Here is a 20,573-nt window from a genome sequence, read left to right on the forward strand (position 1 = left end):
GGGAATCGGCCAGGTTGACCGTCAACGCGCCGTGCACCGGAGCGCTCTACAGGGGGGCTGGGTTGGTTTTGAGATGTGCGTTCATTTACGGGCTAGCATTGACCCCGTGCCTTCATCATTGTTTTCGTTTTCGGATTGCCCACCATGACTGCCCATCGAATTGGTTTCCTGATTTGGCCCAGCACTAAAGCATTGACGCTGGCGCTGGCTGAGGAGGCCTTGCGTGTTGCCCAGCGTGTGCATCCGGACGTGGTCTACGAGCTGTCGTTCCTGCAGGCCGAACCGCCGGCCGAAGGTGCCTGGCAATTGCCGGGTGAGCCCTGGGCCGGCAAGCTCGAGCACTTCCAGAAACTGTTCCTGCTCGCCGATGAGCCGCCGACCGCGCTGACTCCGGCGCTCAGCAGTGCGCTGAAACAACTGGTGCGGGCCGGTTGTGTGATCGGCGGGTTGTCGGCCGGTGTTTACCCGTTGGCGCAACTCGGCTTGCTCGACGGTTATCGCGCCGCCGTGCATTGGCGCTGGCAGGACGATTTCGCCGAGCGCTTCCCGAAAGTCATCGCCACCAGTCATCTGTTCGACTGGGATCGCGATCGTCTGACCGCGTGCGGCGGCTTGTCGGTGCTGGACCTGTTGCTGGCGGTGCTGGCCCGTGACCACGGCGCCGAACTGGCGGGCGCCGTCTCGGAAGAATTGGTGGTGGAACGCATCCGTGAAGGCGGCGAACGCCAGCGCATTCCCCTGCAGAACCGCCTCGGTTCCAGCCATCCGAAGCTCACCCAGGCAGTGTTGCTGATGGAAGCCAACATCGAAGAGCCGCTGACCACCGACGAAATTGCCCAGCACGTGTGCGTGTCCCGTCGGCAACTGGAGCGCATCTTCAAGCAATACCTCAACCGTGTGCCGAGCCAGTACTACCTGGAACTGCGCCTGAACAAGGCCCGGCAGATGTTGATGCAAACCAGCAAGTCGATCATCCAGATCGGCTTGTCGTGTGGCTTTTCCTCGGGGCCGCATTTCTCCAGCGCCTACCGCAACTTCTTCGGCGCCACGCCGCGGGAAGACCGCAACCAGCGACGCAGCAGCAGTCCGTTCGAATTGTCGTCGGTGCCCTCCGAGCGCGGCTAACTCCAGCGCCCGTTCATCCTGCGCCATCCCCTGTAGGAGCCGGCTTGCCGGCGAAGGCGTCCTCAAGGGCAGTGCATGGCTCTGGACCGCCCTCGCTGGCAAGCCAGCTCCTACAGGGGGGGCCATCGGTTTTCCGCAGAACTGCCTATAAGCGCACGCGACAGTTTAAACTGCGCCTTTGCGACGCTATTTGTCGCATTGCCGTAAACCCGGCTGAAACCGGGGTTTGCGCTATAAGAAGTTGTCGCTTGGCGGCAAGGCCGGGCTGAAAACTGTCCTTACAATCCCCCTCATCGCTCGCCAGTTTCAGGCGAGTGTTCCTCTTCAGGAGACTCCGATGTCCGTTGAGCACGCTGCGGTACAACGCGCCGATTTCGACCAGGTAATGGTTCCCAACTACGCGCCTGCCGCATTCATTCCCGTGCGTGGCGCCGGTTCCCGCGTCTGGGACCAGTCTGGCCGCGAGCTGATCGACTTCGCCGGCGGGATCGCCGTTAACGTGCTGGGCCATGCGCACCCGGCGCTGGTCGGTGCCTTGACCGAGCAGGCGAACAAGCTGTGGCACGTGTCGAACGTATTCACCAATGAGCCGGCCCTGCGCCTGGCCCATAAGCTGATCAACGCGACTTTTGCCGAGCGCGCCTTCTTCTGCAACTCCGGCGCCGAAGCCAACGAGGCCGCCTTCAAGCTGGCCCGTCGCGTCGGTTTCGACCGGTTCGGCAGCGAGAAGTACGAAATCATCGCCGCACTCAACAGCTTCCACGGTCGCACCCTGTTCACCGTGAACGTCGGTGGCCAGTCGAAGTACTCCGACGGCTTCGGTCCGAAGATCACCGGCATTACCCACGTACCGTTCAACGATCTGGCCGCGCTGAAAGCGGCTATTTCCGACAAGACCTGCGCGGTGGTGCTGGAACCGATCCAGGGCGAGAGCGGCGTGATCCCGGCCGAACTCGAGTACCTGCAAGGCGCCCGTGACCTGTGCACCGCGCACAACGCGCTGCTGATTTTCGATGAAGTGCAGACCGGCATGGGCCGCAGCGGCAAGCTGTTCGCCTACCAGCATTACGGCGTGGTCCCGGACATCCTGACCAGCGCCAAGAGCCTGGGCGGCGGTTTCCCGATCGCGGCGATGCTGACCACCGAAGACCTGGCCAAACACCTGGTCGTCGGCACCCACGGCACCACCTACGGCGGCAACCCGCTGGCGTGTGCGGTCGCCGAAGCGGTGATCGACGTGGTCAACACCCCTGAAGTGCTGGCCGGCGTCAACGCCAAGCACGACAAATTCAAGGCGCGCCTGGAGCAGATCGGCGAGAAGTACGGCCTGTTCACCCAGGTCCGCGGTCTGGGCCTGTTGATCGGTTGTGTGCTGAACGATGCCTGGAAAGGCAAGGCCAAGGACATCTTCAACGCCGCTGAGAAAGAAGGCCTGATGATTCTGCAAGCCGGCCCGGACGTGGTGCGTTTCGCCCCGAGCCTGGTGGTGGAAGATGCCGATATCGACGAAGGCCTGGACCGTTTCGAGCGCGCCGCGGCAAAACTGACGCAAGCTGATAGACCCTTCGACGCCTGAACATTCAGGCGTCGAACCCAATTTTTATGCCGGGCCAGTCCAGACGCATCACCCCCTGTGCAGGAGCTGGCTTGCCAGCGAAGGCGGCCGATAGATCGCCGTAAGGCTCTCGGGCCTCTTCGCTGGCAAGCCAGCTCCTACATAGGGGCGGCGCTTCAGGGCAACCCCGGTATTTTTTCCCCCCGTCGGCCAATCGGGTCGACCTGTTTCTTGATTAAGGAGTGACACCATGCTGGTGATGCGCCCCGCGCAAATGGCTGATCTGGGCGAGGTACAGCGTCTGGCTGCGGACAGCCCGATTGGTGTCACTTCCTTGCCGGATGACGTTGAACGCCTGAGAGACAAGATCGCCGCGAGCGAAGCCTCGTTCGCCGCCGAAGTCAGCTTCAACGGCGAAGAGAGCTATTTCTTCGTCCTCGAAGACTCCACCACCGGCAAACTGGCCGGGTGCTCGGCGATCGTGGCCTCGGCCGGTTATTCCGAGCCGTTCTACAGCTTTCGCAATGAAACCTTCGTGCACGCCTCCCGCGAGCTGAAGATTCATAACAAGATCCACGTGCTCTCCCAGTGCCACGACCTCACCGGCAACAGCTTGCTGACCAGTTTCTACGTGCTGCCGGAGCTGGTGGGTTCGGCCTGGTCGGAACTCAACTCCCGTGGGCGCTTGCTGTTCGTGGCCAGCCATCCGGAGCGGTTTGCCGATTCGGTGGTGACCGAGATCGTCGGTTACAGCGACGAACATGGCGACTCGCCGTTCTGGGACGCGATCGGTCGCAACTTCTTCGACCTCAATTACGCCGAAGCCGAGCGTTTGTGCGGGCTGAAGAGCCGGACCTTCCTGGCCGAGCTGATGCCGCATTACCCGATTTATGTGCCGCTGCTGCCGGACTCCGCGCAAGAGGCGATGGGCCAGGTGCACCCGCGGGCGCAGATCACGTTCGACATCCTGATGCGCGAAGGCTTCGAGACCGATCACTACATCGACATTTTCGACGGCGGCCCTACCTTGCATGCCCGTGTCTCGGGGATCCGCTCGATCGCCCAGAGCCGTGTGGTCCCGGTGAAAATCGGTGAGCCGGTCAAAGGTGCCGGTCGTCAGTACCTGGTGGCCAACGCCCAGTTGCAGGATTACCGCGCGGTGTTGCTCGAGCTCGATTATGCGCCGGGCAAACCCGTGACCCTGGATCTGGAAGCCGCCGAAGCCCTGGGCGTCGGTGAAGGTGCCAGCGTGCGCCTGGTGGCGGTCTGACGACTGCTGCCACAGCTGGAAAACAATGCTTGGAAAAGCAGCGAAGTTTCGCGGGTGGCGCAAGCGGCCCGTTTGAGGAGATAGCATGATCGTTCGTCCCGTACGCAGCAGCGATTTACCCGCTCTGATCGACCTGGCCCGCAGCACCGGTACCGGCCTGACCACATTGCCGGCCAACGAAGAGCGGCTGGCCCATCGGGTCGGCTGGGCCGAGAAGACCTTTCGCGGCGAAGCCGGGCGGGGCGATGCGGACTACCTGTTCGTGCTCGAAGACGACAACGGCCGGGTGGTGGGCATTTCTGCCATCGCCGGCGCCGTTGGCCTGCGTGAGCCCTGGTACAACTTCCGGGTCGGCCTGACCGTCAGTGCTTCCCAGGAACTGAATATCTATCGCGAGATCCCGACGCTGTTCCTGGCCAACGACCTGACCGGCAACTCCGAGCTGTGCTCGCTGTTCCTGCACGCCGATTATCGCACCGGCCTCAACGGCCGCATGCTGGCCAAGGCGCGGATGCTGTTCATCGCCGAGTTCCCGCAGCTGTTCGGCAACAAAATCATCGCCGAGATGCGTGGCATGTCCGACGCCGCCGGGCGTTCGCCGTTCTGGGAAAGCCTGGGCCGGCACTTCTTCAAGATGGAATTCAGCCAGGCCGATTACCTGACCGGCGTGGGCAACAAGGCGTTCATCGCCGAACTGATGCCGAAATTCCCGCTGTACACCTGCTTCCTGTCGCCAGACGCGCGCAACGTGATCGGCCAGGTTCACCCGGACACCGAGCCGGCGCTGTCGATGCTCAAGAGCGAAGGCTTCAGCTATCAAGGCTACGTCGACATCTTCGACGCCGGCCCTGCGGTGGAGTGCGAAACCGGCAAGATCCGTGCGGTGCGCGACAGCCAGGCGCTGGTCTTGGCCATCGGCACCCCGGGTGACGACGCCACGCCTTTCCTGATTCACAACCGCAAGCGCGAGGACTGTCGGATCACGGCCGCTCCCGCACGCTTCGCCGCCGGCACCTTGGTGGTCGATCCGCTGACCGCCAAACGTCTTCAACTCAACGCCGGCGATCAAGTGCGCGCCGTGCCGTTGTCCGCTGCTCGGGAGTCGAAATAATGAATTCGCTATACATCGCAGGTGAATGGCTGGCCGGTCAGGGTGAAGCCTTCCAGTCGCTGAACCCGGTGACCCAACAGGTGCTGTGGGACGGCGCAGGCGCTACCACCGCGCAGGTCGAATCGGCCGTGCAAGCCGCGCGTCAAGCTTTCCCGGGCTGGGCGCGGCGCACCCTGGAAGAGCGCATCAGCGTGCTGGAGGCGTTTGCCGCCGCGTTGAAAAATCACGCGGATGAACTGGCGCGCACCATCGGTGAGGAAACCGGCAAGCCGCTGTGGGAATCGGCGACCGAAGTCACCAGCATGGTCAACAAGATTGCGATCTCGGTGCAGAGCTACCGCGAACGTACCGGCGAGAAGAGCGGCCCCCTGGGTGACGCCACCGCCGTATTGCGCCACAAGCCCCACGGCGTGGTGGCGGTATTCGGGCCTTACAACTTCCCGGGGCACTTGCCCAATGGTCACATCGTGCCGGCGCTGCTGGCCGGTAACAGCGTGCTGTTCAAGCCGAGCGAGCTGACGCCGAAAGTCGCCGAGCTGACGGTCAAGTGCTGGATCGAAGCCGGCCTGCCGGCGGGCGTATTGAACCTGCTGCAAGGTGCGCGCGAAACCGGGATCGCCCTGGCGGCGAACCCGGGCATCGACGGCCTGTTCTTCACCGGCTCCAGCCGCACCGGCAATCACCTGCACCAGCAGTTTGCCGGCCGTCCGGACAAGATCCTCGCGCTGGAGATGGGCGGTAACAATCCGCTGGTGGTCGATGAAGTGGCTGATCTCGATGCGGCTGTCTACACCATCATCCAGTCGGCGTTCATCTCTGCCGGCCAGCGTTGCACCTGTGCCCGCCGCTTGCTGGTGCCGCAAGGTGCCTGGGGCGATGCACTGCTGGCGCGTCTGGTGGAAGTCAGCTCGACCATTGAGGTCGGCCCTTTCGACCAGCAACCGGCGCCGTTCATGGGCTCGGTGATTTCCCTCGGCGCGGCGAAAGCCCTGATGGAAGCGCAAGAACACCTGCTGGCCAATGGCGCCGTGGCGCTGCTGGAAATGACTCAACCGCAGGCCCAGGCCGCTTTGCTGACCCCGGGTATTGTAGACGTCACCGCGGTAGCTGATCGTCCTGACGAAGAGCTGTTCGGCCCGTTGCTGCAAGTGATCCGCTACGCTGACTTTGAAGCAGCGATCGCTGAAGCCAACGACACCGACTATGGGCTCGCGGCGGGTCTGCTGTCGGATTCCGAAGCGCGTTATCAGCAGTTCTGGCTGGAAAGCCGCGCGGGCATCGTCAACTGGAACAAACAGCTGACCGGTGCCGCGAGCAGCGCACCCTTCGGCGGCGTCGGCGCCTCGGGCAACCACCGCGCCAGCGCTTACTATGCCGCGGATTACTGCGCATACCCGGTGGCCTCGCTGGAAACCCCGAGCCTGGTGTTGCCAGCGACTCTCACGCCTGGCGTGAAAATGGCGTAACGCCCATTCGCGGGCAAGCCTCGCGCCTACAGGTTTTGTGTCGTTCACGTGAGCGGCGCACACCACAAACCTGTAGGCGCGAGGCTTGCCCGCGAAGGCCGCGCCTCGGTCATATTGAATTGTTACCCGATGCCTATAACAACAGATTCTCGTGGAGCCTCGCTGATGAAATCCTATGAAGTCAATTTTGACGGTCTAGTGGGGCCGACCCATAACTACGGCGGTCTGTCCTACGGCAACGTCGCGTCCCAGAGCAACAGCCAGCAGTCCTCGAACCCGAAGGAAGCGGCGCTGCAAGGCCTGGCGAAAATGAAAGCGCTGATGGAAATGGGCTTTCAACAAGGCGTGCTGGCACCCCAGGAACGCCCTGACGTAGCCGCCCTGCGCCGCCTGGGTTTCAGCGGCACCGACGCGCAAGTGATCGAGCAGGCCGCCAAGGACGCCATGCCGTTGTTGGTTGCCAGCTGCTCGGCGTCGAGCATGTGGGTGGCCAACGCCGCCACGGTCAGCCCAAGTGCCGACACGGCCGACGGTCGCGTGCATTTCACCGCCGCCAACCTCAATTGCAAATATCACCGCAGCATTGAGCACCCGACCACCAGCCGCGTGCTGGGGGCGATGTTCGCGAACCAGCAGCATTTCGCGCACCACGCCGCCTTGCCGGCCGTGGCGCAGTTTGGTGACGAAGGCGCCGCCAACCACACCCGTTTCTGCCGTGAATACGGCGAAGCCGGCGTCGAGTTCTTCGTGTTCGGCCGCAGTGCGTTCGATACCCGCTACCCGGCACCGCAGAAGTACCCGGCGCGCCAGACCCTCGAAGCCTCCCAGGCAGTTGCCCGCCTGCACGGCTTGAGCGATGAAGGCGTGGTGTACGCCCAGCAAAACCCTTCGGTCATCGATCAGGGCGTGTTCCACAACGACGTGATCGCGGTGGGTAACGGTGAGGTGCTGTTCTATCACGAGGACGCGTTCCTCGACACCGAGCAGATGCTGGCTGAACTGCAGGGCAAACTCGCCAGGGTCGGTGGGAAATTTCAGTCGATCTGTGTACCGCGTTCCGCGGTCACTGTGGAAGACGCGGTTCGCTCCTACTTGTTCAATAGCCAGTTGCTGACACGTGCTGACGGCACCATGCTCTTGATCGTGCCGGAAGAGTGCCGTGGCAACGAGCGGGTCTGGCAGTACCTGCAAGGCTTGACCAGTTCCGGCGGCCTGATCCGCGAAGTCAAAGTATTCGATCTCAAGCAGAGCATGCAGAACGGCGGTGGCCCGGCTTGCCTGCGGTTGCGTGTCGCACTCAACGAAACCGAACTGGCGGCCGTCAACCAAGGCGTTATCATGACGGCACCGTTGTACGGCACGTTGACCGAATGGGTCGACAAGCACTACCGCGACCGCATGACCGAAAATGATCTCGCGGACCCGCAATTGCTGCTTGAGTGCCGGACGGCACTGGATGAACTGACACAAATCCTTAAACTGGGCGCGGTTTATCCATTCCAGATCAATTGAAAGCCGGCGCTGCATGCGCCGACTCATCTCCTTTAGAGAGCGTAAAAAAACATGAGCGATACCCTGCAGCTGATCCTTGAAGACACCGACGGCACGCAACTGGAAACGTCCTGCACCCGCGTCGCGGTCATGTGGCAAGGCAAAGAGCTGTGGATCCAGCAGGATGGCCGCGGCCAACTGCTGATCGGGGTGGACGTCGAAGAAGGTGACGCTGAATACGCCAACCTGCTGCTGCGCCCATTGGCAACTAATCTGGTAAGTCTGCAACTGGAAATGGAACCGGCCGAAGTCGGTGACGAAGACCACGTGCACGGCCCGGATTGCGCACACGACCACTAAGGAAATCGCTCTATGCTCGCCCTCGGCAAACTGCTTGAACTGACCCTCGCCGGCCGCGAACCGGCGGAGAAGACTCAACTGACTGTCGAAGGCGTGCGGATGCGCTGGTTGAGCGAGGGGGCGCTGGAAGTCCGGCCACCTGAAGTGCGCGACAATGGCCTGGACCTGCTGCTGTCAGCCGGCATCCATGGCAACGAAACAGCGCCGATCGAGTTGCTCGACCGCCTGTTGCATGACATCGCCCGCGGAGACGTCAAACCGCGCGCACGTATTCTGTTCCTGTTCGGCAACCCCGAGGCGATTCGCAAGGGCGAGCGTTTCATCGAGCAGGACGTCAATCGGCTGTTCAATGGCCGACATGAACAGACCAGCGGCTCCGAAGCCCTGCGGGCTTGTGAACTGGAGCGGCTGGCGGCCAGTTTCTTCAGCCTGCCGGATCGCAACCGCCTGCACTACGACCTGCACACGGCGATTCGCGGTTCGAAAATCGAGCAGTTCGCGTTGTACCCCTGGAAAGAAGGTCGCCAGCATTCTCGCCAGGAACTGGCTCGCCTGCGCGCCGCCGGCATGGAAGCGGTGCTGCTGCAGAACAAGCCGTCCATCGTGTTCAGTTCCTACACCTACGACAAGCTCGGTGCCGAGTCCTTTACCCTGGAGTTGGGCAAGGCGCGGCCGTTCGGGCAGAACGATGGCGTCAACGTCGACTTGCTGGAAACCCGCCTCAAACAGATCATCGAAGGCAACGAACCGCCACCGACCGAAGCGGCGCTGGACGGCCTGCAGCTGTTCAGCGTGGCGCGGGAAATCATCAAGCACAGCGATAGCTTCCGCCTGAACCTGCCGGTGGATATCGAGAACTTTTCGGAGTTGGAAGTGGGTTATCTGCTGGCGGAAGACATCGCCCAGACGCGCTGGATCATCGAGGAGGAGGGCGCCCGGATCATCTTCCCGAACCCCAAGGTCAAGAACGGCCTGCGTGCCGGGATCCTGATCGTGCCGACCACCGACGAAAACCTGGCCTGACACAGAACCTCTGTAGGAGCCGACTTGCCGGCGAAGGCGGTGTATCAGTCACATCTATGTTGACCATGCCGCCGCATTCGCTGGCAAGCCAGCTCCTACAGGTTTTTGCGTTTAGACCGCTACCGCGCGTGGCTCACTACGACGCAACATCCGCATCTTGTGCAACGTATCCGCACAGGTCTTCGCCGCTTCCTGCCCTTTATGCACGAAATGCTCGAAGAAGAATTTCTGATGTTCTTCGCCAGCATGGAAGTGGTGCGGGGTCAAAACCACCGAGAACACCGGTACTTCGGTTTCCAGCTGCACCTGCATCAGCCCGCTGATGACCGACTGGGCGACGAATTCGTGGCGATAGATGCCGCCATCGACCACCAGGCCCGCGGCGACGATGCCGGCGTAACGGCCGGACTTGGCCAGCAGTTTGGCGTGCAGCGGGATTTCAAAGGCGCCGCCGACTTCGAAGAAATCGATCTCTGATTCCTGATAACCCTGAGCAATCATTTCGGCGACGAAGCCTTTACGGCTCTGATCGACGATGTCCTTGTGCCAGCAGGCCTGGATGAACGCAACGCGCTCGCCGTGATGGTTTTTACTTTTGCTATCGATTGCGGTGGGTTGCATGTTCTGATTCCTGTTTGTGTAAAAAACAGGGCTTATGAATCGAATGGGATTTAAGGGTACGCACGCTCGCATGAGTGCCTGCGGACGGCCCTTTGGCGCCAATCCCGTTCTCTCTTCATCCGGACTATGACCGTCGGCCCCGGGATCACACCGGGTCTGCTGACCTTGTCGCCAATCACCGCCGAAGCCATAACTGTCGCCAAGCGCTCGCGGGCTATGCACGTTGCGTGCAATTACCGCCGGTGGGGAGTTGCGCCCCGCCCTGAGAACGTTTTGCCGCCAGATTATTTGGCGACGCAGCTTTTTTACCACATATTTCTCAGATGTGCATGGCTGCTATCTGATGATTGCTATCGACTTTATGGTTGGCTCGCGCAGCCTTTTCCTGGCCAAGGGTTGATTATTTGTCGCCATGACCGCAGTAATTCCACCCTGAAAGGGATTTCCCCTGTTTACCGAGGCCAGATTCATGAGCGTTATCGATCTTCGCAGCGACACTGTCACCCAACCGACCGCCGGGATGCTCCACGCAATGGCCACCGCGGCCACCGGTGACGACGTTTATGGCGAAGATCCGACGGTCAATCGTCTGGAAGCCGAAGTGGCAAAACGGCTGGGTTTTGCGGCGGCGCTGTTTGTGCCGACGGGCACCATGAGCAACTTGCTGGGCCTGATGGCGCACTGCGAGCGCGGTGACGAATACATTGTCGGCCAGCAAGCCCACACCTATAAGTACGAGGGGGGGCGGCGCGGCGGTGCTGGGGTCGATCCAGCCGCAGCCACTGGACGTGCAGGCCGACGGTTCGCTGGATCTGTCCCAGGTTGCCGCCGCGATCAAACCGGACGACTTCCATTTCGCCCGCACTCGCCTGCTGGCGCTGGAAAACACCATGCAAGGCAAGGTATTGCCGCTGGCGTATCTGGCCCAGGCTCGACGCTTTACGCAAGAACAGGGCCTGGTCCTGCACCTGGACGGCGCGCGGCTGTACAACGCGGCGGTCAAGCTGGGCGTCGACGCGCGGGAAATCACCCGGCATTTCGATTCCGTGTCGGTCTGTCTGTCCAAAGGGCTGGGCGCGCCGGTCGGTTCGGTGCTCTGTGGTACGGTGGAGTTGATCGCCAAGGCGCGCCGCCTGCGCAAGATGGTCGGCGGCGGCATGCGTCAGGCCGGGATCCTGGCGGCGGCGGGGCTATATGCTCTGGATCACAACGTGCAGCGTCTGGCCGACGATCACGCCAATGCCCAGATTCTGGCTGAGGGCCTGCGAAAGGCCGGTTATGACGTCGAGCCGGTGCAGACCAACATGGTCTACGTACAGATGGGCGACAAGGCCGAGGCGATCAAAACCTTCGCCGCCGAACGCGGAATCAAGCTCAGTGCGGCAGGCCGCCTGAGAATGGTCACGCACATGGACGTCAGTCGCGTCCAGATCGGGCAGGTCGTCGCGGCATTCGTCGAGTTTTCGCGCAACTGACAGCGTTAGCCGTCCAATTGACCGTTTCTATCGTATAAACACGCTGTACCCCGCGCGCAGGGCCGATATAATGCGGCCCTTTGCCGTCGCTTCGTCTGTTGACGTTTCGCACAGGCCTTTGGCCGCAGCCTCCGTGGAAGAACCTAATGAAAAGCGCAGAAATCCGTGAAGCCTTCCTTCGCTTCTTCGAAGAGCAAGGCCACACCCGTGTAGCCTCCAGCTCTTTGATTCCGGGCAACGACCCAACCCTGCTGTTCACCAACGCGGGGATGAACCAGTTCAAGGACTGCTTCCTGGGCCAGGAAAAGCGCGCGTACACCCGCGCCGTCTCGAGTCAGAAATGCGTGCGCGCCGGCGGCAAGCACAACGACCTGGAAAACGTCGGTTATACCGCCCGTCACCACACTTTCTTCGAAATGTTGGGTAACTTCAGCTTCGGCGATTATTTCAAGCGCGACGCGATCAGCTACGCCTGGAACTTCCTGACCTCCGAGCAGTGGCTGAACCTGCCGAAAGAAAAGCTCTGGGTCACGGTCTACGCCAGCGATGACGAAGCCTACGACATCTGGACCAAGGAAATCGGGGTTCCGGCCGAGCGCATGGTTCGCATCGGCGACAACAAAGGCGCGCCGTATGCGTCCGACAACTTCTGGACCATGGGCGATACCGGCCCGTGCGGTCCTTGCACCGAGATTTTCTACGATCACGGCGCCGACATCTGGGGCGGCCCGCCAGGCTCGCCGGAAGAAGACGGCGACCGTTACATCGAGATCTGGAACAACGTGTTCATGCAGTTCAACCGCACTGCCGATGGCGTGTTGCACCCGCTGCCGGCACCGTCGGTCGACACCGGCATGGGCCTGGAGCGGATCAGTGCGGTGCTGCAGCACGTTCACTCCAACTATGAAATCGACCTGTTCCAGAGCCTGCTGAGCGCTTCGGCCAAGGCCATCGGTTGCACCAACGACGACCAGGCTTCCCTGAAAGTCGTGGCCGACCACATCCGTTCGTGCGGCTTCCTGATTGCCGACGGCGTGCTGCCGTCCAACGAAGGCCGTGGCTACGTGCTGCGTCGGATCATCCGTCGCGCCTGCCGTCACGGCAACAAACTGGGGGCCAAGGGCAGCTTCTTCTACCAGATCGTTGCGGCGCTGGTTGCCGAGATGGGCGAAGCCTTCCCTGAGCTGACGTCCCAGCAGGCGCACATCGAGCGTGTCCTGAAGGCCGAAGAAGAGCAGTTCGCCAAGACCCTGGAGCAGGGCCTGAAAATCCTCGAGCAAGACCTGGCCGAACTCAAAGGCGACGTGGTGCCGGGCGACGTCGTGTTCAAGCTCTACGACACCTACGGCTTCCCGATGGACCTGACCGGCGACATCGCTCGCGAGCGCAGCCTGACCATCGACGAAGCGGGCTTCGAGCGCGAAATGGAAGCCCAGCGCGTCCGTGCCCGTTCCGCCAGTTCCTTCGGCATGGACTACAACAGCCTGGTCAAGGTTGATGTGGCGACCGAGTTCACCGGCTACACCGCCACCAGCGGTTCGGCGAAAGTCGTTGGCCTGTATAAGGATGGGCAGTCGGTCGACGTATTGAGCGAAGGCGAAGAGGGCGTGGTCGTACTGAATCAGACCCCGTTCTACGCTGAATCCGGCGGTCAGATTGGCGACTGCGGTTTCCTGCAGGTCGGCAGCGCGCGTTTTGACGTGCGCGACACCACCAAGACCGGCGGTGCGTTCCTGCACCACGGCGTGCTGGCATCGGGCAGCCTGACCATTGGCGCGCCGGTCGAGACGCATGTCGATGCCGACGTGCGTCACGCCACCTCGCTGAACCACTCGGCGACGCACTTGCTGCACGCCGCGTTGCGCCAGGTGCTGGGCGAGCATGTTCAACAGAAAGGCTCGTTGGTCGACAGTCAGCGCCTGCGCTTCGACTTCAGCCACTTCGAAGCCATCAAGCCTGAGCAGTTGAAGGCGCTGGAAGACATCGTCAACGCCGAGATCCGCAAGAACTCCGCGGTTGAAACCGAAGAAACCGACATCGAAACCGCCAAGCAAAAAGGCGCCATGGCGCTGTTCGGCGAGAAGTACGGCGACAGCGTGCGCGTCCTGAGCATGGGCGGCGATTTCTCCGTCGAGCTGTGCGGTGGTATCCACGTCAACCGTACCGGCGACATCGGCCTGTTGAAAATCGTCAGCGAAGGCGGTGTGGCCTCCGGCGTGCGTCGTATCGAAGCGATCACGGGTGCCGCGGCACTGGCCTACTTGAACGCGGCTGAAGAACAACTCAAGGAAGCGGCCAACCTGGTCAAGGGCAGCCGCGACAACCTGATCGACAAGCTGTCGGCTGTGCTGGAGCGCAACCGCCTGCTGGAGAAGCAACTCGAGCAGTTGCAGGCCAAGGCTGCCAGCGCGGCGGGCGACGATCTGTCGGCTTCCGCGCTGGACGTCAAAGGCGTGAAAGTGCTGGCCGTGCGTCTGGACGGTCAGGATGGCAAGGCGCTGCTGGCGCTGGTCGATCAACTGAAAAACAAACTCGGCCGCGCAGTGATCCTGCTCGGCAGTGTCCACGAGGAAAAGGTCGTGCTGGTTGCTGGCGTGACCAAAGACCTGACTGGCCAACTCAAAGCCGGTGATTTGATGAAGCAAGCCGCTGCGGCAGTGGGCGGGAAGGGCGGTGGTCGTCCAGACATGGCGCAGGGCGGTGGTGTAGACGCTGGCGCACTGGATGCTGCATTGGCCCTGACTGTTCCTTTTGTAGAGCAGGGTTTATAAGGCAGTGTGTCCGGCCCGCAGTCTAGTGGCGGGCCGGCAGGCTGTTTGAGTGATTATTTGGGCGCCCTTCATGGGCAGAGGCGGCTTTGAAATGGCTTTGATCGTACAGAAATTTGGAGGCACCTCGGTCGGCACCGTCGAGAGAATCGAACAGGTCGCCGACAAGGTTAAGAAATTCCGCGATGCCGGCGATGACCTGGTGGTCGTGCTGTCGGCAATGAGCGGCGAAACCAACCGTCTGATCGATCTGGCCAGGAAAATCAGTGGCGACGGCCAACCGGTTCCCCGTGAGCTGGATGTGATCGTCTCCACCGGCGAGCAGGTGACTATTGCATTGCTGGCCATGGCGCTGATCAAGCGTGGCGTGCCAGCGGTGTCCTACACCGGCAACCAGGTGCGGATCCTGACGGACAGCGCGCACAATAAAGCGCGTATCTTGCAGATTGACGACCAGAAGATTCGCGGTGACCTGAAGGCGGGTCGTGTGGTGGTGGTCGCCGGTTTCCAGGGCGTCGACGAACACGGCAACATCACCACCCTCGGGCGTGGCGGTTCCGACACCACCGGCGTGGCGCTGGCGGCAGCCCTGAAGGCTGACGAATGCCAGATCTACACCGACGTCGACGGTGTCTACACCACCGACCCGCGCGTCGTGCCCGTGGCTCAGCGCCTGGACAAGATCACCTTCGAAGAGATGCTGGAAATGGCCAGCCTCGGGTCCAAGGTGTTGCAAATCCGTGCGGTCGAGTTCGCCGGCAAGTACAACGTTCCGCTGCGCGTACTGCACAGCTTCAAGGAGGGTCCGGGCACCCTCATTACTATTGATGAAGAGGAATCCATGGAACAGCCGATCATTTCCGGTATCGCTTTCAACCGCGATGAAGCCAAGCTGACCATCCGTGGCGTGCCAGACATCCCGGGCGTTGCCTTCAAGATTCTCGGCCCGATCAGCGCCGCGAACATCGAAGTCGATATGATCGTGCAGAACGTTGCGCACGATAACACCACCGACTTCACCTTCACCGTGCACCGCAACGACTACCAGGCGGCGCAGACCGTGCTGGAAAAAACCGCTGGCGAGCTGGGTGCCCGTGAAGTCATCGGCGACACCAAGATCGCCAAGGTGTCGATCGTCGGCGTTGGCATGCGCTCCCACGCAGGCGTCGCCAGCCGCATGTTCGAAGCACTGGCCAAGGAAACGATCAACATCCAGATGATCTCGACCTCGGAAATCAAAGTCTCCGTGGTGATTGAAGAGAAGTACCTGGAACTGGCTGTGCGCGCGCTGCACACGGCTTTCGAACTGGACGCACCGGCCCGCCAGGGCGAGTGATGCGTTTGCCAAAGGGCGCGGTCTGACCGCGCCCTTTGTTTTTTCGAATGGTGCGACTCCAAGCTGTTCTTTTGCTTGCGCTAGTCAATACTCAGGCATGTAGGGCTACGATCGCTCCGGTTGTAGGTCGGGTGCCTTTTTTTTGCAGACGGTTGTCCCTGAAATGAAATGCGTGAGGAGAAAGGTATGCTGATTCTGACTCGTCGGTGCGCAGAAAGCCTGATTATCGGTGATGGAGAAATCACCGTGACCGTGCTCGGCGTCAAAGGAAATCAAGTGCGCATCGGTGTCAACGCCCCGAAAGAGGTTGCGGTCCATCGTGAGGAAATTTACCTGCGTATAAAGAAAGAGAAGGACGAAGAACCAAGCCATTAATTTTTATCGTTTTTTATGTTTGCAAACGGGGAAGAAGCTGGTTAATATACGCCCCGTGTTGCGGAGAGCTGGCCGAGTGGCCGAAGGCGCTCCCCTGCTAAGGGAGTACACCTCAAAAGGGTGTCGGGGGTTCGAATCCCCCGTTCTCCGCCATTATTTGCGTAGTACGTTGTAATCTGGCTTTTTCGGTAAGTTGTTGAAGTTACTAGAAAAAGTGTTTGACATAGAGATTAGACGGCCTATAATGCGCGGCAACAAATGCACTCGTAGCTCAGCTGGATAGAGTACTCGGCTACGAACCGAGCGGTCACAGGTTCGAATCCTGTCGAGTGCACCAAACACCAAAAAGCCTGCGTCTAACGCGGGCTTTTTGCTGTCTGGGATTTGGCTTTTTCCTGTTGCATCTTCTCTTCTCAATTCTGGCCTGTGCGCCACGACCTCGCCTGGGGTTGGGATGGCTGCGCGTGCGCGAATTCATTCCCGATCTTCTCCGGTTTGCCGGGGACGCTTTTGATGTCCTGTTGTCTCATGGGGGGACGATGCGTTGGTTTAGGTTCTTCCGTGAGGAGCCTTCCAAGGGGGATCGCTGCATTTTTGGATGGTGGTGTGTTTTCTTTCCGGGATAAGTCGTCGCATTTTCATGGATCAGGACAGGGCTCAGGTTTATCTCGCAACCGCTTGTTTCCACCCGCGATTTTTTAACGTTTAAAACCGTCGGGCGGTGTATCATTGCGCCCGTCAGCCCCGCCGGGGCTTGTGGAATACCTCCATGGACTTACCCAGTAGTTACTCAGTAAAACGTTTTTCCAATCATGAATTGACTGATTGATCCTTCCGGCGCGCTCCGCTGCTGGGAGTGGAGTTCGCCTATGTCTGAAATAGAAGTAAAGAAAACGCAAGAAAGCCTGCAGGACCGCCTCGCTCAAGTCGTTGAGCTGTTGCAGCGTCAGCGGGTGGTCGAAGACCTGACTCATCGCCAGGAAGGTCCGCATCACGAACGGGTCGAGAACCTGGTTCACCGGCAGAATCTCGTCGAGCTGCAACGCAAGCTCGATGACCTGCACTCCGCCGACGTTGCCTACATCCTTGAAGCCTTGCCGCTGGACGATCGCCTGACGCTTTGGCAGTTGGTCAAGGCCGATCGCGACGGCGACATCCTGCTCGAAGTCTCCGATTCGGTTCGTGAAACCCTGATCGCCGACATGGACGATCACGAGCTCCTGGCTGCCGCCAAGGATATGGATGCCGACGAACTGGCTGACCTGGCTTCCGAGCTGCCGCGAGACGTCGTCCATGAGCTCATGGAAACCCTGGATAGCCAGCAACGTGAGCGCGTGCGATCGGCCCTGTCCTATGACGAGGAGCAGGTCGGTGCGCTGATGGACTTCGAGATGGTAACGATCCGTGAGGACGTCAGCCTCGAAGTGGTCTTGCGCTACCTGCGTCGCCTCAAGGAGCTGCCGGGCCATACCGACAAGCTGTTCGTGGTCGATTATGACGGCGTGCTCAAGGGCGTGTTGCCGATCAAGCGTCTGCTGGTCAACGACCCGGATAAGCAGGTGGCTGAAGTCATGGCCAGCGATCCGGTGAGTTTCCATCCGGATGAAGATGCCTACGATGCCGCCCAGGCGTTTGAGCGTTACGACTTGATCTCGGCGCCCGTCGTCGACAAGAACGGCAAGTTGATCGGCCGTCTGACCATCGATGAAATGGTCGACCTGATCCGTGAAGAGAGCGAAAGCGAAATGCTCAACATGGCGGGTCTGCGCGAAGAAGAAGACATCTTCGCCTCGGTCTGGAAGTCCCTGCGCAACCGTTGGGCCTGGTTGGCTGTGAATCTGGTTACCGCCTTCGTCGCCTCCCGCGTGATCGGTCTGTTCGAAGGCTCCATCGAGAAGCTGGTGGCGCTCGCGGCATTGATGCCGATCGTGGCGGGTATCGGTGGCAACTCCGGCAACCAGACCATCACCATGATCGTTCGCGCCATGGCGCTGGACCAGGTGAGTACGGGCAACACGTCGCGTCTGATGCGCAAGGAGTTGGCCGTAGGCCTGATCAATGGTCTGGTGTGGGGGGGTGTGATCGGCGTCGTCGCCTATCTGCTCTATGGCAGCTGGTCCCTTGGCGTGGTAATGACCGCCGCTATGACGCTCAACCTGTTGCTTGCAGCCTTGATGGGGGTATTGATTCCCATGACGCTGTCACGGCTTGGTCGTGATCCGGCGATGGGGGCCAGTGTGATGATCACCGCCATGACCGACAGCGGTGGCTTCTTCATCTTCCTTGGGTTGGCGACGATTTTCCTGCTCTGATTTCCATTGCCTGAATCCCGCCAATCCGACTGGCGTCCCCCGTAGGAGCCAGGCTTGCCGGCGAAAGCGATTTTGGGATCGCCTTCGCCGGCAAGCCTGGCTCCTACAGGAAAACCCCATGACCCGCTGCCTGGCGGGTTTTTTATGCGCGTATTCCAGGCACAAAAAAGCCAGCAATTACGCTGGCTTGGGGTTTTCGTGATGAATCAGGACGCGTCTGCGGTCATTTCGGCGTCATGGGCAATCAGCGAGACAAGCGCGTTCTGCTGGCGATGGGACAGTTGGCGGAAGCGTTGCAGCAGTTCGCGTTCGTGCAGTGACAACTCCGGGCTGTCCAGGCGCATGCTCAGTTCTTCGCCCAGAGCGCCTTCCTGAATAAGGCTCTGTTCAAGGCGCGCGATGATTTCGGAGTTCATGCTGCGGTGATGATTGCGAGCCACCTCGGCAATGCGTTCACGCATTCCGTCTGGCAGACGTACGACGAACTTGTCAGCCGTACGGCTGGAATAAATTGCCTGTTTCAATGGGCGCATATATTTAACCGGTTAGTTCAGGGGAGCGGTTCTCGGAATTAGCCGCAGGATGTCTGATAGGACAAGCGCTCTGGCCAAATGTTCAACCTGAATTGGTAGAGGCCCGCATCATGCCTCAAGGTAGCCAGTTCGTTGGCGTCAATTCTGTGACAAATATTGAACTGGATAAAGGCGTTCTGCCAGCACCTGTTATCAGAAATGCGGACTGGTTGGTAAGTTTGACCTGTCCGTATCGCTGGCCGCGTCCGGTTGCCCGACCGGTGATGTCCTAAGACGCCTGGAGGTGCAAGTTATGCGGATTCGTTCAATGTTCCTTACCTATACAGAGTAGTGGCAGATGGCCGATTTGCTAGGGTTCAGGCGTACTGATACGCGATTGCAGGATGGATGGCAGTTTGAGGTGCTTCAGAGGCTGTGCTGAACGGGCAGGGCGGGTCGGGTGAAAATTGCGCGCGAGCTGCGGCAGCGCCAAATGACCGGAAGCGTGCCGCCCGGGCGCGGCTGGTCAGTCATTGGAGTCTGCGGGTTGTCAGCGTAAAACGGGATCGAATTTGATTCTGCGCCCGGCGACCAGTGCCGCCATAAACAGTGTGCCAAATACGCCGCAGGCAATGAGCGGCAAGGTGATGAGCCGATCCTCGACCAATGCCAGATGAAAAATGCCGCACAGTAACGTCAGGACGAGAAATCCTGCTGCTGATTTGGACATGCTGCGCTCCGATAGGGTGGATTTAAAATACCAAGCGTTCTGAAGCGGGAGCTGACCGCAGGATTTTCTCCTGGCTCACGTCCTGGCTTGCAACACCGCGCTGATCGTTCAGGACTGCCAGCTGCGGCGCTTTTTGTAGCTGGAGGTAGTGGGGTGTTCGTTGGGCAACCGACTCAGTGCCGTTCTCTGGAGCAAAATGAAAACCCAGCAGTACGGCCAGGGCGATCGCGTTCGAGAGTAAAAGGGCGCTATTCATGAGGGCTGACCTCCGTTGTTTATGAGGTAACTGAAGCAGCCGGCATGCCAAGACTTGATGGCCAAATAAATCCTTTGAAATCAAAGATATAGCATGGGGCGTCGGGCGCTGGCTGTTGCATTTTGCAATGATGGCTTTTTGCGGTGATGCAATTTGCACGGTCGGCGACGCTGCGCGGCCTTGAAGTATCTGCCTACACTTAAAAAGCCTACGCACGACATGACAAAAGCAGGCCTGGCCGTTAACATGCTCGCCGTCCCAAGCGTCGCGCTTAGGGGTGACTTGTGTCTCAGTAGCTCAATTGGATAGAGCATCCCCCTCCTAAGGGGAAGGTTGGCAGTTCGAACCTGCCCTGGGACACCACTAATTCAAGGAAGCCAATTCGTCTCCTTCCTCATCAGCTTCGTGGCTGGCGGGGCAGGGCATTTGCTTCAGGCATGAAAAAGCTCCGCTCAGGGATTCGATTCTGGCGGGGCTTTTTTTGTTTTGGCATCAGGCATTTCGAAGCGTTGCAGGGTTTGCTTTCGAGCACTGACAATTGCTTCTATATAGAAGGCTTGGGTTTTGCTCTCCTGTCCCGGGAAAACGTACCGTTTTGCGGGCTTCGGCAAGTTATTGCCAGGAAGGCTGAATTAAAGGTTGACGGCAGATTCTGGAAGTCTATAATTCGCCCCACTTCCGGCGCAGTCGAAACGGAAAACTCCTTGGTAAACAAAGAGTTACGCAGTTTTCGACAGTGAGTTGCTTCAGTTCATCGAAGCCCAGAAGGAGTTGATCAGGCAGTGTG

16 protein-coding genes, 3 tRNA genes, 1 pseudogene and 1 riboswitch are annotated in these 20,573 nt (G+C 60.2%); of the genes and pseudogenes, 16 read left to right on the forward strand and 4 right to left on the reverse strand.

Annotated elements, in window-relative coordinates; translation table 11 throughout:
- The first annotated feature begins 144 nt into the window (after nt 1-144).
- The 8 genes from argR (at nt 145) to astE (ending at nt 9,401) form a co-directional block, all read left to right on the forward strand.
- Nucleotides 145-1,125: a transcriptional regulator ArgR gene (argR, locus tag BZ163_RS03365; RefSeq protein ID WP_128869772.1), complete on the forward strand. Its 981-nt coding sequence runs from the start codon at nt 145-147 to the stop codon at nt 1,123-1,125.
- A 337-nt stretch (nt 1,126-1,462) separates the two neighbouring features.
- Nucleotides 1,463-2,701 carry an aspartate aminotransferase family protein gene (locus BZ163_RS03370; protein ID WP_128869773.1) on the forward strand — a complete coding sequence of 413 codons (1,239 nt, stop codon included), beginning with the start codon at nt 1,463-1,465 and terminating at the stop codon, nt 2,699-2,701.
- A 229-nt stretch (nt 2,702-2,930) separates the two neighbouring features.
- Nucleotides 2,931-3,950: an arginine/ornithine succinyltransferase subunit alpha gene (aruF, locus tag BZ163_RS03375; protein WP_128869774.1), complete on the forward strand. Its 1,020-nt coding sequence runs from the start codon at nt 2,931-2,933 to the stop codon at nt 3,948-3,950.
- 85 nt (nt 3,951-4,035) lie between these two features.
- Nucleotides 4,036-5,061, forward strand: a complete 1,026-nt coding sequence (gene astA, locus BZ163_RS03380; RefSeq protein WP_128869775.1) for an arginine N-succinyltransferase — start codon at nt 4,036-4,038, stop codon at nt 5,059-5,061.
- Complete coding sequence (gene astD, locus BZ163_RS03385) at nt 5,058-6,527, forward strand: succinylglutamate-semialdehyde dehydrogenase (RefSeq protein WP_168187305.1); 1,470 nt, start codon at nt 5,058-5,060, stop codon at nt 6,525-6,527. Before astA ends, astD begins: the two co-directional genes overlap by 4 nt.
- 165 nt (nt 6,528-6,692) lie before the next feature.
- Entirely contained in the window at nt 6,693-8,039 is a 1,347-nt protein-coding gene (astB, locus tag BZ163_RS03390) for an N-succinylarginine dihydrolase (RefSeq protein WP_128869777.1), read from the forward strand.
- Nucleotides 8,040-8,090: 51 nt separating this feature from the next.
- Nucleotides 8,091-8,378 carry a hypothetical protein gene (locus BZ163_RS03395; RefSeq protein WP_033056735.1) on the forward strand — a complete coding sequence of 96 codons (288 nt, stop codon included), beginning with the start codon at nt 8,091-8,093 and terminating at the stop codon, nt 8,376-8,378.
- A 12-nt stretch (nt 8,379-8,390) separates the two neighbouring features.
- Entirely contained in the window at nt 8,391-9,401 is a 1,011-nt protein-coding gene (gene astE, locus BZ163_RS03400; protein WP_128869778.1) for a succinylglutamate desuccinylase, read from the forward strand.
- Nucleotides 9,402-9,512: 111 nt separating this feature from the next.
- Here astE and BZ163_RS03405 read toward each other — a convergent pair whose 3' ends face one another.
- Nucleotides 9,513-10,022: a 6,7-dimethyl-8-ribityllumazine synthase gene (locus BZ163_RS03405; protein ID WP_128869779.1), complete on the reverse strand. Its 510-nt coding sequence runs from the start codon at nt 10,020-10,022 to the stop codon at nt 9,513-9,515.
- Between the two features lie 102 nt (nt 10,023-10,124).
- Nucleotides 10,125-10,296, reverse strand: a riboswitch (FMN riboswitch).
- 195 nt (nt 10,297-10,491) lie between these two features.
- Between BZ163_RS03405 and ltaE the strand changes: the two are divergent.
- The 7 genes and pseudogenes from ltaE to mgtE all read left to right on the forward strand — a co-directional run bounded on the left by ltaE (nt 10,492) and on the right by mgtE (nt 18,288).
- Nucleotides 10,492-11,497: pseudogene (gene ltaE, locus BZ163_RS03410) on the forward strand (low-specificity L-threonine aldolase).
- 146 nt (nt 11,498-11,643) lie between these two features.
- Nucleotides 11,644-14,268 carry an alanine--tRNA ligase gene (gene alaS, locus BZ163_RS03415; protein ID WP_128869780.1) on the forward strand — a complete coding sequence of 875 codons (2,625 nt, stop codon included), beginning with the start codon at nt 11,644-11,646 and terminating at the stop codon, nt 14,266-14,268.
- Between the two features lie 91 nt (nt 14,269-14,359).
- On the forward strand, nt 14,360-15,601 hold the full coding sequence (locus tag BZ163_RS03420; protein ID WP_128869781.1) for an aspartate kinase: 1,242 nt from the start codon (nt 14,360-14,362) through the stop codon (nt 15,599-15,601).
- Between the two features lie 186 nt (nt 15,602-15,787).
- Nucleotides 15,788-15,976 (forward strand): carbon storage regulator CsrA, encoded by a 189-nt coding sequence (gene csrA, locus BZ163_RS03425; protein ID WP_002554426.1) that lies wholly within the window; start codon nt 15,788-15,790, stop codon nt 15,974-15,976.
- 62 nt (nt 15,977-16,038) lie between these two features.
- Nucleotides 16,039-16,129: transfer RNA gene (locus BZ163_RS03430), tRNA-Ser, on the forward strand.
- A gap of 107 nt (nt 16,130-16,236) precedes the next feature.
- Nucleotides 16,237-16,313 (forward strand) — tRNA-Arg (locus BZ163_RS03435).
- 532 nt (nt 16,314-16,845) lie between these two features.
- Complete coding sequence (mgtE, locus tag BZ163_RS03440; RefSeq protein ID WP_128869782.1) at nt 16,846-18,288, forward strand: magnesium transporter; 1,443 nt, start codon at nt 16,846-16,848, stop codon at nt 18,286-18,288.
- A gap of 206 nt (nt 18,289-18,494) precedes the next feature.
- On the opposite strand, the gene BZ163_RS03445 is transcribed toward mgtE, so the two are convergent.
- From BZ163_RS03445 to BZ163_RS03455, 3 genes are all read right to left on the reverse strand, one after another.
- A complete protein-coding gene (locus tag BZ163_RS03445) occupies nt 18,495-18,821 on the reverse strand; it encodes an Arc family DNA-binding protein (protein ID WP_008066583.1) in 327 nt (108 codons plus the stop codon).
- A 529-nt stretch (nt 18,822-19,350) separates the two neighbouring features.
- Nucleotides 19,351-19,530: a PA3371 family protein gene (locus BZ163_RS03450; protein ID WP_128869783.1), complete on the reverse strand. Its 180-nt coding sequence runs from the start codon at nt 19,528-19,530 to the stop codon at nt 19,351-19,353.
- Nucleotides 19,531-19,552: 22 nt separating this feature from the next.
- On the reverse strand, nt 19,553-19,786 hold the full coding sequence (locus BZ163_RS03455; RefSeq protein WP_128869784.1) for a hypothetical protein: 234 nt from the start codon (nt 19,784-19,786) through the stop codon (nt 19,553-19,555).
- Between the two features lie 286 nt (nt 19,787-20,072).
- Between BZ163_RS03455 and BZ163_RS03460 the strand changes: the two genes are divergently transcribed.
- Nucleotides 20,073-20,149 (forward strand) — tRNA-Arg (locus BZ163_RS03460).
- The last annotated feature ends 424 nt before the right edge of the window (nt 20,150-20,573 follow it).

Origin of the sequence: Pseudomonas sp. VI4.1 (genome assembly GCF_002029345.1) — a bacterium.
In the GTDB taxonomy this organism is placed as follows: domain Bacteria; phylum Pseudomonadota; class Gammaproteobacteria; order Pseudomonadales; family Pseudomonadaceae; genus Aquipseudomonas.

Coding starts and splice junctions, on each gene's coding strand:
- BZ163_RS03395 (WP_033056735.1), top strand. CDS start 8,091: ATGAGCGATACCCTGCAGCTGATCCTTGAAGACACCGACGGCACGCAA.
- astE (WP_128869778.1), top strand. CDS start 8,391: ATGCTCGCCCTCGGCAAACTGCTTGAACTGACCCTCGCCGGCCGCGAA.
- BZ163_RS03405 (WP_128869779.1), bottom strand. CDS start 10,022: ATGCAACCCACCGCAATCGATAGCAAAAGTAAAAACCATCACGGCGAG.
- alaS (WP_128869780.1), top strand. CDS start 11,644: ATGAAAAGCGCAGAAATCCGTGAAGCCTTCCTTCGCTTCTTCGAAGAG.
- mgtE (WP_128869782.1), top strand. CDS start 16,846: ATGTCTGAAATAGAAGTAAAGAAAACGCAAGAAAGCCTGCAGGACCGC.
- BZ163_RS03455 (WP_128869784.1), bottom strand. CDS start 19,786: ATGAATAGCGCCCTTTTACTCTCGAACGCGATCGCCCTGGCCGTACTG.
- aruF (WP_128869774.1), top strand. CDS start 2,931: ATGCTGGTGATGCGCCCCGCGCAAATGGCTGATCTGGGCGAGGTACAG.
- astB (WP_128869777.1), top strand. CDS start 6,693: ATGAAATCCTATGAAGTCAATTTTGACGGTCTAGTGGGGCCGACCCAT.
- csrA (WP_002554426.1), top strand. CDS start 15,788: ATGCTGATTCTGACTCGTCGGTGCGCAGAAAGCCTGATTATCGGTGAT.
- BZ163_RS03370 (WP_128869773.1), top strand. CDS start 1,463: ATGTCCGTTGAGCACGCTGCGGTACAACGCGCCGATTTCGACCAGGTA.
- BZ163_RS03450 (WP_128869783.1), bottom strand. CDS start 19,530: ATGTCCAAATCAGCAGCAGGATTTCTCGTCCTGACGTTACTGTGCGGC.
- BZ163_RS03420 (WP_128869781.1), top strand. CDS start 14,360: ATGGCTTTGATCGTACAGAAATTTGGAGGCACCTCGGTCGGCACCGTC.
- BZ163_RS03445 (WP_008066583.1), bottom strand. CDS start 18,821: ATGCGCCCATTGAAACAGGCAATTTATTCCAGCCGTACGGCTGACAAG.
- astA (WP_128869775.1), top strand. CDS start 4,036: ATGATCGTTCGTCCCGTACGCAGCAGCGATTTACCCGCTCTGATCGAC.
- argR (WP_128869772.1), top strand. CDS start 145: ATGACTGCCCATCGAATTGGTTTCCTGATTTGGCCCAGCACTAAAGCA.